The sequence below is a fragment of the Kineococcus indalonis genome (genome assembly GCF_009906395.1).
In the GTDB taxonomy this organism is placed as follows: domain Bacteria; phylum Actinomycetota; class Actinomycetes; order Actinomycetales; family Kineococcaceae; genus Kineococcus; species Kineococcus indalonis.
Genome location: NZ_JAAALM010000071.1, coordinates 1 through 11006, shown reverse-complemented (window position 1 = coordinate 11006; position 11006 = coordinate 1). Strand labels below are relative to the sequence as shown.

10 protein-coding genes and 2 pseudogenes are annotated in these 11006 nt (G+C 77.4%); 10 read left to right on the top strand and 2 right to left on the bottom strand.

Going from position 1 to position 11006, the window contains the following annotated elements; translation table 11 throughout:
* The 6 genes and pseudogenes from GTR00_RS05840 to GTR00_RS05815 all read left to right on the top strand — a co-directional run.
* Nucleotides 1–314, top strand: a pseudogene (locus GTR00_RS05840) (UPF0104 family protein); the annotation flags it as partial.
* Nucleotides 315–469: 155 nt separating this feature from the next.
* Nucleotides 470–1996, top strand: a complete 1527-nt coding sequence (locus GTR00_RS05835; protein WP_166610689.1) for an ABC transporter substrate-binding protein — start codon at nucleotides 470–472, stop codon at nucleotides 1994–1996.
* Nucleotides 1993–2934: an ABC transporter permease gene (locus GTR00_RS05830; protein WP_166610688.1), complete on the top strand. Its 942-nt coding sequence runs from the start codon at nucleotides 1993–1995 to the stop codon at nucleotides 2932–2934. The genes GTR00_RS05835 and GTR00_RS05830 overlap by 4 nt, the downstream gene beginning before the upstream one ends.
* Before the next feature lie 53 nt (nucleotides 2935–2987).
* Nucleotides 2988–3896 (top strand): ABC transporter permease, encoded by a 909-nt coding sequence (locus tag GTR00_RS23540; RefSeq protein ID WP_166610696.1) that lies wholly within the window; start codon nucleotides 2988–2990, stop codon nucleotides 3894–3896.
* Nucleotides 3893–4966, top strand: a complete 1074-nt coding sequence (locus GTR00_RS05820; RefSeq protein ID WP_323132248.1) for an ABC transporter ATP-binding protein — start codon at nucleotides 3893–3895, stop codon at nucleotides 4964–4966. Before GTR00_RS23540 ends, GTR00_RS05820 begins: the two co-directional genes overlap by 4 nt.
* Nucleotides 4963–5985 (top strand): ABC transporter ATP-binding protein, encoded by a 1023-nt coding sequence (locus tag GTR00_RS05815; protein WP_323132247.1) that lies wholly within the window; start codon nucleotides 4963–4965, stop codon nucleotides 5983–5985. Before GTR00_RS05820 ends, GTR00_RS05815 begins: the two co-directional genes overlap by 4 nt.
* A 55-nt stretch (nucleotides 5986–6040) precedes the next feature.
* Here GTR00_RS05815 and GTR00_RS05810 read toward each other — a convergent pair whose 3' ends face one another.
* Nucleotides 6041–6433 (bottom strand): GNAT family N-acetyltransferase, encoded by a 393-nt coding sequence (locus GTR00_RS05810; RefSeq protein ID WP_323132246.1) that lies wholly within the window; start codon nucleotides 6431–6433, stop codon nucleotides 6041–6043.
* 95 nt (nucleotides 6434–6528) lie between these two features.
* Complete coding sequence (locus GTR00_RS05805; protein WP_166610687.1) at nucleotides 6529–7488, bottom strand: LysR family transcriptional regulator; 960 nt, start codon at nucleotides 7486–7488, stop codon at nucleotides 6529–6531.
* Between the two features lie 50 nt (nucleotides 7489–7538).
* Between GTR00_RS05805 and GTR00_RS05800 the strand changes: the two genes are divergently transcribed.
* The 4 genes and pseudogenes from GTR00_RS05800 to GTR00_RS05785 all read left to right on the top strand — a co-directional run.
* Nucleotides 7539–8336, top strand: a complete 798-nt coding sequence (locus tag GTR00_RS05800) for a DMT family transporter (RefSeq protein WP_166610686.1) — start codon at nucleotides 7539–7541, stop codon at nucleotides 8334–8336.
* Nucleotides 8337–8568: 232 nt separating this feature from the next.
* Nucleotides 8569–9183 (top strand): response regulator, encoded by a 615-nt coding sequence (locus GTR00_RS05795; protein ID WP_166610692.1) that lies wholly within the window; start codon nucleotides 8569–8571, stop codon nucleotides 9181–9183.
* A 4-nt stretch (nucleotides 9184–9187) separates the two neighbouring features.
* Nucleotides 9188–10015 (top strand): RNA polymerase sigma factor ShbA, encoded by an 828-nt coding sequence (gene shbA, locus GTR00_RS05790; RefSeq protein ID WP_323132245.1) that lies wholly within the window; start codon nucleotides 9188–9190, stop codon nucleotides 10013–10015.
* A pseudogene (locus GTR00_RS05785) lies at nucleotides 10012–11006 on the top strand (hypothetical protein); the annotation flags it as partial. The gene shbA and the pseudogene GTR00_RS05785, both read left to right, overlap by 4 nt.

Genomic DNA, 11006 nt, shown 5'->3' with positions numbered 1-11006 from the left:
CGGTGGGCCTGCAGGTGTTCGTGCTGGCGCACGCGCTGGGCGGCGGCTGGCCGGCGGGGCGGCTGCTGGCGCTGGCGCTGGGCGGGTACGCCCTGGCGTGGGTGGTGGGCTTCCTGGTGGTCCTGGCCCCGGCGGGGGCCGGGGCGCGCGAGCTGGTGCTGGCGGCCGTGGTGGCGCTGGCCGTGGGCGGCGGCGGCGCGGCCGTGGTGGTGCTGGGCTCGCGGGTGCTGCTGACGCTGGCGGACCTGCTGCTGGCGCTGGGGGCGCTGGCCGCCGCGCCGGGCACCGTCGCGCGCCTGCGCCGCGCGCGCTGACCGGCAGGTTGCGATCGGGTGACGAAACCGCAGCGCACCGTGCTCCTGGTTGGTGCGTCCGGGTGATCGACGGCAGGGTGTGTCGGCGCAGGGCCCCGGCCGGCGCCAGCCGGCCCCGGAGCCCACCGGCACGCCGTCGACCGCGGAGGGAACCCATGCGCCGCCGCACGATCATCACCTCGCTCGCCGCCTCGCCGCTGGTGGTCGCCGGGTGCAGCACCGGTGAGGGCGTGGACGCCCCCGGCACGGGCGGCGGGGACGCGCAGGGCGGCTTCGTCGCCGCCACCAGCGCCCAGCCGGACCAGTTCGACCCGCACAAGACCACCGCGTACGCCAGCTTCCAGGTGCTGGAGAACGTCTACGACACCCTCGTCGAGCCCAGCGCCGACGGCGAGGAGATGCAGCCGTCGCTGGCCGCGGAGTGGACCACCGGCCCCGACGGCCTCACCTGGACCTTCACGCTGCGCGAGGGGGTGACGTTCCACGACGGCTCGCCCTTCGACGCCGAGGACGTCGTGTTCTCCTTCCGGCGCATCATCGACCAGCAGCTCGCCAACGCCTACCGCCTGGCCACCGTCACCGACGTGCGCGCGCAGGACCCCCGCACGGTGGTCTTCACCCTCTCCGAGCCCACGCCCGCGCTGCTGAGCCAGATCGGCGGGTTCAAGGGCCTGGCGATCGTCCCGGCCGGCGTGGACGAGGCGTCCCTGACGACGAGCGCGGTGGGCACCGGGCCCTTCACCCTCGTCAGCTCCTCGGCCAGCGAGGTCTCCCTCAGCCGCTACGACGGCTACTGGGGCGAGGCCCCCGGCGTGGAGGGGGTGACGTTCCGGTTCATCACCGAGCCCGCCGCGGCGATGACGGCGCTGACCGGCGACCAGGTGCAGTGGACGGACAACGTGCCGCCGCAGCAGGTCTCCGACCTCGCCGGGGACGAGCAGGTCGAGCTCGGGCAGGTGGCCAGCGTGGACTACTGGTACCTGGCGATGAACTGCGCGAAGGCGCCCTTCTCCGACCGGGACGTGCGCCGCGCGATCGCCACCGCGGTGGACCGCGCGGCGGTGACCACCGCCGCCCGCTACGAGGCCGCGCGCCCCAACCAGACCGCCGTCCCCGAGGACAGCTTCTGGTACCACGACTACGCGCCGTTCTCCGTGGACGTCGACGAGGCCAAGCGGCTGCTGGAGGGCGCCGGCGTCAGCGGCCCGCTGACGATGGGGCTGATGGTGACCCCGGAGTACCCCGAGACGGTCACCGCCGCGCAGGTGATCGCCAGCCAGCTCGAACCGCTGGGCATCACCGTGCAGATCCAGACCGAGGACTTCGCCACCTGGCTGGACCGGCAGGGCCGCGGCGACTTCGACGCGTTCCTGCTCGGCTGGCTGGGCAACCTCGACCCGTTCGACTACTACGACGGCCAGCACCGCACCGGCGGCTCGAACAACTACCACGGCTACTCCAACCCGGCGGTGGACGACCTGCTGGACCGCGCCGCCGTCGCCACCGACCGCGACGGGCGCAAGGCGCTGTACGACCAGGCCGCCGAGCTGATCGTCGACGACGTGTCCTACCTGTACCTGTACAACCCCGACGTGGTGCAGGCCTGGACGCCGGGCCTGACGGGTTACGAGGTGCGCCCCGACAAGGCCGTGGACTTCGACTCGGTCGCCCTGCCCTCGTGACGGGGTTCGCCCTGCGGCGCACCCTGCAGTCCGTCGTGGTGCTGCTGGGCGTGAGCGTGGCGGTGTTCGCGCTGGTGCACCTGGTCGACGGCGACCCGGTGCGCCTGGCGCTGGGCACCCGCTTCGACCAGGCCACCTACGACGCGCTGCGCGAGCGCTCCGGGCTGGACCAGCCCCTGGCCGTGCAGTACGCGCAGTGGATCTCCAGCGCGGTCACCGGCGACCTCGGGGTGAGCTTCCGCTCCGGGGACCCGGTGACGGTGCTGATCCTGGAGCGCCTGCCCGCGACGCTGTCGCTGGCCGGCGCCTCGATCCTCGTGGCGCTGCTCATCGCGCTGCCGCTGGGCACCGTCTCGGCGCTGCGGCCGCGCTCGCTGCTGGACGGCCTCGGCACGGTCGTCAGCCAGGTCGGCATCTCGGTGCCGGAGTTCTGGATGGGCATCATGCTCATCCTGCTGTTCGCCGGGACGCTGGGCTGGTTCCCCGCCAGCGGGTACGTGCCGCTGAGCGAGGACCCGGCGGGGTGGGCGCGCAGCCTGGTGCTGCCCGCGGTGACCACGGGCCTGGTCTCCGGCAGCGTGCTGACGCGCTTCACCCGCTCCAGCGTGCTGGAGGCGCTGGGCGCCGAGCACGTGCGCACCGCCCGCGCCAAGGGCCTGGGCCCGCGCGCGGTGCTGAACTGGCACGTGCTGCGCAACGCGCTGCTGCCCCTGGTGACGGTGACGGGCGTGCAGCTGGCGTACCTGCTCTCCGGCGTGGTCGTCGTGGAGATCGTCTTCGCCTGGCCCGGCCTGGGGCAGCTGGCCCTGCAGGCCGTGCAGGCCCGCGACTACCCCGTGCTGCAGGGCGCGGTGCTGCTGTTCGCGTTCGTGTTCCTCCTGCTGAACCTGGTGGTGGACCTGCTGTACACCAAGCTCGACCCGAGGATCAGCGCGTGAGCGCGGCGGGCACGGCCGCCGGCTCGGCCGCGGGCGCCGCCGGCGCGGTGCGGGTGCGCCCGCCGCGCGGGCGCTTCACCTCCGCGCTGCGGCTGCTGCTGTCCTCCCCGCGCACCCTGTTCGCCCTCGTCGTGGTGGTGGGGGTGGTGCTGCTGGCGCTGCTCGACGAGCAGGTGGCGCCCACCGGGTACAACGAGGTGGACGTGGCGCAGCGGCTGCTGGCCCCCGGTGCGGACCACTGGTTCGGCACCGACGACCTCGGCCGCGACGTGCTCAGCCGCGTGGTGCTCGGGGCGGCGGTCTCGCTGCAGGTGGGCGCCGTCGCGGTGGGCTTCTCCCTCGTGTGCGGCGTCACCGCCGGCCTGCTCGCCGGGTACTACGGCCGCTGGCTGGACACCGTCCTCATGCGCCTGATGGACGTGCTGTTCGCCTTCCCCGCGATGCTGCTGGCCATCGCCGTCATCGCGGTCCTGGGGCCCGGCACGACGAACGCGATGATCGCCATCGGCCTGACGTACACGCCCGTGTTCGCGCGGGTGACCCGCGCGGCGGTGCTGGGCGTGAAGGAGAGCGTGTACGTGCGCGCCTCCCGCTCCGTCGGCGCCTCCGACGCGCGGCTGCTGCTGCGCCACGTCCTGCCCAACGCCGCCCCGCCGATCATCGTGCAGACCTCGGTGAGCCTGGCGTTCGCGGTGCTGGCCGAGGCGGCGCTGTCGTTCGTGGGCCTGGGCACCCAGCCGCCCGCGCCGAGCTGGGGCCGGATGCTCTCCGAGGGCCGCGGCCACCTCGAGGACGCCTGGTGGATGGCGGTCTTCCCGGGCCTGGCGATCGTGCTGCTGGTGCTGGCGTTCAACCTGCTCGGCGACGGCCTGCGCGACGTGCTGGACCCCCAGCAGCGCAGCGCCCTGGAGGCCGCGCGCTCGCGCTCGCGGCGCGCGCGCCGGCGCGGGGGGCGCTCGTGAGCGCCGGGCGCACGGGGCACGCCGGGCGCGCCGGGGACGCGCAGCCGGTGCTGGAGGTGCAGGACCTGCGCGTGGAGCTGGACACCCCGCGCGGGACGGCCTCGATCGTCAACGGCCTCAGCTACTCCGTCGCGCCCGGGGAGACGGTCGCCGTCGTGGGGGAGTCCGGCAGCGGCAAGAGCGTGTCGGTGATGGCGCTGCTGGGGCTGCTGCCCGCGCACGCCCGGGTCGGGGGCCGGGCGCTGTTCCGCGGCCGGGACCTGCTGGCGATGGGGGAGCCGGAGCTGCGGCAGGTGCGCGGCGACGGCATCGGCATGGTGTTCCAGGACCCCATGACCTCGCTGAACCCCGTGCTGACCGTGGGCCGCCAGATCACCGAGGGCCTGCTCGCGCACGGGCGGGTGGCGGGTGGGCGCCAGGCGCGCGAGCGGGCCGCGCAGCTGCTCGCCGACGTCGGGCTGCCCGACCCGCGCGCGGCGCTGGGGCGCTTCCCGCACGAGCTGTCCGGCGGGATGCGCCAGCGCGTCGTCATCGCCATCGCCCTGTCCGGCGACCCGGCGCTGCTCATCGCCGACGAGGCCACCACCGCCCTGGACGTCACCGTGCAGGCGCAGATCCTCGAGCTCGTCGACGGCCTGCGCGCCGAGCACGGCACCGGCGTGGTGTGGATCACCCACGACCTCGGCGTCGTCGCCGGCACCGCCGACCGGGTGCTCGTCCTGTACGGCGGGCGGTGCGTGGAGGACGGCGGCGTCGACGACGTCTTCGAGCGCCCCGCGCACCCCTACACGCAGGGCCTGCTCGGCGCGCTGCCGCAGCTGCACGACGGGCCCGGGGGGCGCCGCAGCGAGCTCGTGGCGATCGCCGGCGCCCCGCCGCCGCCCACGGACCTGCCGCCGGGCTGCGTGTTCCACCCGCGCTGCCCGGTGCGCGGCGACGAGCGCTGCGCCCTCGAGCAGCCGCCGCTGGTGCCCGTCGCGCTCGGCGCGCGCCCGGACGGCACCGCCGTGCCGCACCGCGCGGCGACGTTCCACGACACGGCGCCCGGCACCGGCGGGGCGGGCTCGTGAGCGACGTCCTGGTGCGCGCCCGCGGCCTGCAGGTGCACTTCCCGGTGCGCGCGCGGGGTCTGCGCCGCCGGCGCACCGGCGAGGTGCGCGCCGTCGACGGGGTGGACCTGGAGATCCGCCGCGGGGAGACCCTGGGCCTGGTGGGGGAGTCCGGCTGCGGCAAGTCCACCCTGGGCAACGCGCTGCTGCGGCTGGTCGAGCCCACCGGCGGGCGCGTGGAGTTCGACGGCACCGACGTCACCGCGCTGCGCGCGCGCGAGCTGCGGGCGCTGCGCCGGCGCGCGGTGATGGTCTTCCAGGACCCGTACGCCTCGCTGGACCCGCGCGCCACCGTCGGGCAGACCGTCGCCGAGCCGCTGCGGGTGCACGGCCTGCACCCCGGCGCCGCCGCGCGCGCCGCACGGGTGGCGGAGCTGCTGGAGCTGGTGGGCCTGGACCCGGCGGCGGCCCCGCGCTACCCGCACGAGTTCTCCGGCGGGCAGCGCCAGCGCGTGGGCATCGCCCGCGCCCTGGCCGGCGAGCCGGACTTCGTCGTGTGCGACGAGGCCGTGGCGTCCCTGGACGTCAGCGTGCAGGCGCAGGTGCTGAACCTGCTGCGCGAGCTGCAGCAGCGCCTGGGGCTGACGTACCTGTTCGTCTCGCACGACCTGGCCGCCGTGCGGCACGTCAGCGACCGCATCGCCGTGATGTACCTCGGGCGCGTGGTGGAGGTCGGCGACGCCGACGCGGTCAGCACCCGCCCCCAGCACCCCTACGCGCAGGCGCTGCTGTCGGCGGTGCCGCTGCCGGACCCGGCGGCCGAGCGCCGCCGCGAGCGCATCGTGCTGCGCGGGGAGGTGCCCTCGGCCACCCGCGTGCCCTCCGGCTGCCGCTTCCGCACCCGCTGCCCGCGCGCCTTCGCGCCGTGCCCGGACGTGGACCCGGCCCTGCAGGAGGCCGAGCCCGGGCACCGGGCGGCCTGCCACCTGCACGGCGTGGTGGGCACGCCGGTGCCCGCCGAGCAGCGCGGGCCCGCCTGAGCCCACCGGCCCGGCGGCCACCCGCCCGGCGGCCGGCGCGCCGCGCGCGCCGCGCTCAGTCCTCGTCGCGCGGCACGCGCGAGGCCGTGCGGTGCACCACGTCGGCGTAGTCGGGGTGGCGCTGCAGCCAGCGGGCCACGAACGGGCACAGCGGCACCGCCGTCAGGCCCCGGGCGCGCACGTCGTCCAGGGCGTGGCGCACCACCGCCGAGGCGATGCCGCGCCCGGCGAAGCCGGGCAGGACCTCGGTGTGGGCGAAGACGAGGAAGCGCGGGGCGGGGGAGTAGACCGCCACGGCGGCCAGCTCACCGCCGACCCGCCCCTCGTAGCGGGACAGCTCGGCGTTGTCCACCACGGTCAGCGCGCCCGCCCCGGCCGCGGCGGGGGCGCCGCCCGCGGGGTCGGGAGCGGTGGCGGTGGTGGTGCTCCAGCGGGGCGTGGCGCTCACGGGCCTCTCCTGTCGGTCGGGCGTCAGCCGTTCAACGAGCAGTGAACAGCCTCCGGCGCCCGGACGACAGGGGGGTGGACCCGGCGCGCCGGGCCTCACGCCCCGCCGGCGAGGGCCACCACCGCGTCCGGGCGCTCGGCGGCCACCCGGCGCAGCTCGGCCACCACCGCCGCGGTGGGCGCGTCGGCGGTGCGCCCGGCCCGGGTGGCCACGTGGATCGAGCGCGCCGGCGGCTGCCCGGCCAGCGGCACCACCGCCAGCCCCGCCGGGCGCAGCGGGTGCGCCAGCCGCGGCACCAGCGCCACCCCGGCGCCGGCGGCCACCAGCGCCGCCAGGGCGTCGAACTCCGTGCAGTGGTGGCGCACGTCGGGGGAGAAGCCCGCCGCCGCGCACGCCGCGGCGGTGATCTGCGCGCAGGCGTCGTCGGCGCTGGCCGCCACCCACTCCTCGCGCGCCAGCGCCGCCAGCGGCACCTGCGCCTCGCCGGCCAGCGGGTGCTCGGCCGGCAGCAGCACGTCCAGGACGTCGCGCAGCAGGTCCACCCGGTCGTAGCGGGCGTCCTCGTGCGCCGGGCCGCCGCGGTGCTCGACGGTGACCACGACGTCCAGCTGCCCGGAGTCCAGGCCCGCCACGGCGTCCAGCGGCTCGCGCTCGCGCACCAGCAGCCGCAGCCCCGGGCGCTGCCGGCGCAGCGATCGCAGCGCCGGGCCGACCAGCGCGGCGATCGCGCTGGCCAGCGAGCCCAGCCGCACCTCCCCCACGAGGCCGTCCTCGAAGCGGGCCAGGTCCGCGCGGGCCTTCTCCAGCTGCGCGGCCACGGCGTCGGCGTGGGCGAGCAGCACCCGCGCCTGCCCCGTCAGCCGCACGCCGCGGCCCTGCCGCTCCAGCAGCGGCACGTCCAGCTCGCGCGCCAGCCCGGCCAGCTGCTGCGAGACCGCCGAGGGCGTCAGGTGCAGCGCGGCGGCGGTGGCGCTGACCGTGCCGCGGCGCTCGACCTCGCGCAGCAGCCGCAGCCGTCGCAGGTCGATCGTGAAGTCCGCGCTGTCGATCGGCATGAGGGAACAATAGGTGGACTGAAGGGTCGCGGGCCCGGGACGATGGGGGCGTGACCCGCCGCGCCACCCTCCTCTTCACCGCCCTGTGCCTGGCCTGGGGCGTGCCCTACCTGCTCATCAAGGTCGCCGGCGCCGAGATGGCCCCCTCGGTGCTCGTGCTCGCCCGCACCGGGCTCGCCGCCGCCCTGCTGCTGCCCTTCGTGCTGCTGCGCCCCGCCGTGCGCGCCCAGGTGCCCGCCGTGCTGCGCCGCTGGCCGGCGCTGGCCGCCTACGCCGGCCTGGAGATCGTCGGCCCCTGGCTCTTCCTCGCCCGCGCCGAGCAGGAGCTGCCCAGCTCCACCGCCGCCCTGCTCATCTCCGCCGTGCCCGTCGTCGGCGTCCTCGTGGCCCCGCTGTTCGGGCGCGCCGAGCGCCTCGGCGGGCGCGGCTGGGCCGGCCTGGCCCTGGGCACCGCCGGCGTGGCCGCCCTGGTGGGCCTGGACGTGGCCGGCTCCGACCTCGGCGCCGTCGCCGAGGTGGGCGCCGTCGTCGTCGGCTACGCCCTGGGCCCGGCGGTGATGCACCGCTGGCTCGGGGACCTGCCCGGCCTGCCCGTCGTCACCGCCAGCCTGGTGCTGGCCGCCCTGGCCTACGTGCCGGTCGTCGCCCTGGGCCCCGGCCTGCCCGACACCACCCCCTCCGCCGCGGCGCTGGGCTCCGTGGCCGCCCTGGCCGTCGTGCTCGCCGTGCGGCCCGCGCCGCTGGTCGTGCTCAGCGGGCCCGGCTGGCCCGCCGCCGTGGACGGCTGCGAGCGCGCGGCCTCGCTGGCGGACGCGGTGCGCCGCTGCGCGGCCGCCGTGCACGCCTGACGCGCCGCACCGCCCGGACCGCTCCGCCGGGCCGGTCCCGCCGGGCCGGTCCCGCCGGGCCGGTCCCGCCGCACCGTTGCGGCGGACCCGCTTGACACCCGACCGGTGCAGCCGTTATCGGGCGCTCAGGTACGCACCCCCGCGTGCCGATGACCTCAGCGTGGCGCGCCCGACGCGCGCCGCGGCGCTCCCACGGACGGGTGCGCTCCACCCGACAGGGAAGAGGTAAGTGGTGGCTACGGTTCTGGTCTGCGACGACCTTCCGCTGGCTCGCGAGGCGATGCGCCGCATGGTCGCCGCCGTCCCGGGCGTCACCCGCGTCGTGGGTGCCGCCTCCGGGGAGGAGGCGCTCACGCGCTGGCCCGTCGAGCGCCCCTCGCTGGTCATCATGGACGTGCGCATGCCCGGCATCGGCGGCGTGGAGGCGGCCCGCCGCCTGCTGGCGCGCCACCCCGAGGCCAACGTCCTCATGGCCACGATGGCCGAGGACGGCGACGGCGTCGCGCGCGCCGTGGCCTCCGGCGCCCGCGGCTACGTCGTCAAGGACGTCTCCCGCGAGGAGCTGGCCACCGCGGTGCTCCAGGCGCTGCAGGACGTCTCCCGCCGCCGCGGCGCCGGTGGCCGCGCCCGCGCGGCGCTGTCCGGCCGCGCGCCGGTGCTCACCGAGCGCGAGCAGCAGGTGCTGGTCGGCATGAGCCGCGGGCGCAGCAACGCCGAGATCGGCCGCGAGCTGTTCCTGTCCGAGGACACCGTCAAGACGCACGCCCGCCGGCTGTTCCGCAAGCTCGAGGCCGCGGACCGCGCGCAGGCGGTGGCTGTGGGATTCCGCTGGGGTCTCGTACGGTAGGACCGTGGGCCCTGGGGGCGACGAGGCCGGTGGACCGGCCGGGGCGGACGCCGTGCGGCGCGCCGACCTCGGTGCTGCCCCGGTGGACGTCGCCCCCGACGCCGTGGAGGTGCGCACCGCCGCGTCCCCCGCGGCGCTGGACGGCGGCGCGCTGGAGCCGCACGACGCGGACGTCGACGGCGAGCTGCGCGACGCCGACCTGGACGGGCCCGGTGCGGCGGGTGTAACGCGCGGCGCCCCGGCGCCGATGAGCAGGGTGGATGCCGGGGGGCTCCAAGAACTGGCGGCGCGCGCCCTGTCGGGGGAGCAGGGCGCGGTCGCCGACCTCCTGGCGGCGGTCCGCCGCCTCGTCCACCGCTACTGCCGGGCCAAGCTCGGGCGCATGCCCGGAGCTGATCACGCCGCCGAGGACGCGGCACAGGAGGTCTGCATCGCCGTGCTGACGGCTCTGCCCCGCTACAAGGACACCGGACGCCCGTTCGAGGCGTTCGTGTACCGCATCGCGGCCAACAAGGTCGCCGATGCGCAGCGGGCTGCCTACCGGGCCCCCGTGCCCACCGAGGAGGTCCCGGACGCGGCCACCGCCGAGCCCGGGCCGGAGCAGCTGGCGCTGGACGCCTTCGACGCCGAGACCGTCGGCCGCCTGCTGGACACCCTGCCGCCCAAGCTGCGCGAGATCCTCACGCTGCGCGTGGGCGCGGGCATGTCCGCCGAGGAGACGGGCCGCGCCCTGGACATGACCGCCGGCGCCGTGCGCGTCGCGCAGCACCGCGCCATGCAGAAGCTGCGCAAGACCGCCCTGGCCGACGCCTCCCTGCGGGTGACGTCGTGAACCCCGTCGACCGCGGGCACCTGCGCGGCGAGCGGGAGGTGCTGCCGACGGTGCCGGAGCTGCTGGCCACCGACGCCCTGCTGGACCGCCTGGGCGCGCACCGCGCCACCGAGGGCGACCTGGGCGACACCGTGGTCCGCCTGCTGGACGCCTACGCCCTGCACGCGGACCCGGAGACGGCCGGCGTGCGCCCCGTCCAGCTGCCGCGCGACCTGCGGGGCGCGCCGGCGCAGGCCCCCGCCGAGCCCGCCGCCGCCCCGCGCGTGCTGGTGGCGCGCCGGCGCACCCTGGAGCGCCTGGGCCGCGGGGCCGCGGCCAGCGCCGCCGTCCTGGCCCTGCTGGGCGGCACGGCCGCGGCCGCGGCCACCGGCGGGCACCACGCCGACCCCACCGCGCGCACCGTGCAGAGCCCGGTCGCCTCCGTGCTGCCGGGCTGGTTCCCGGACGAGGTCATGGAGGTGCTCGGCGGCACGGTCAAGCAGCGGGTGGACCGCGAGCTGGACCTCGCCCGCGCCGACGCCCGCTCCGGCCGCCCCGAGGCCGCCGTGCAGCGCGTGAGCAAGGTCCTCACCGACCTGCGCCGCTCCGGCAGGGTGCGCTCGCCGCTGGTGGAGCAGGTGGAGAGCACCCTGCAGGCGCTGCAGCAGGCCGCCGGGCAGCCGGTGTCCACCCTGCCGCCGCCGGCACCGGGCACCCTGCCCGCGCTGGTGGCCGCCACCACCCAGCCGGCGGAGGTCGTGCCGCGCTGGGTGGCGCCGATGGCGCCCACCGCCCCGGCGCTCCCCGGTGCCGCCGACGGGTCCGGGGTGGACACCGCCACCCCGGGCGCGCGGCCCACGGCGGTGCCGAGCGCGCCGGCGGGGACCCCGACGGCCACCCCGTCCGGCACCCCGGCGGCCACGCCGTCCAGCACCCCGAGCGCCACGCCGTCCTCGCCGGTGCGCGGCGGTGCGGGCGGTGACGGCGGCGCCCCCACCGGCGCGCACCGGCG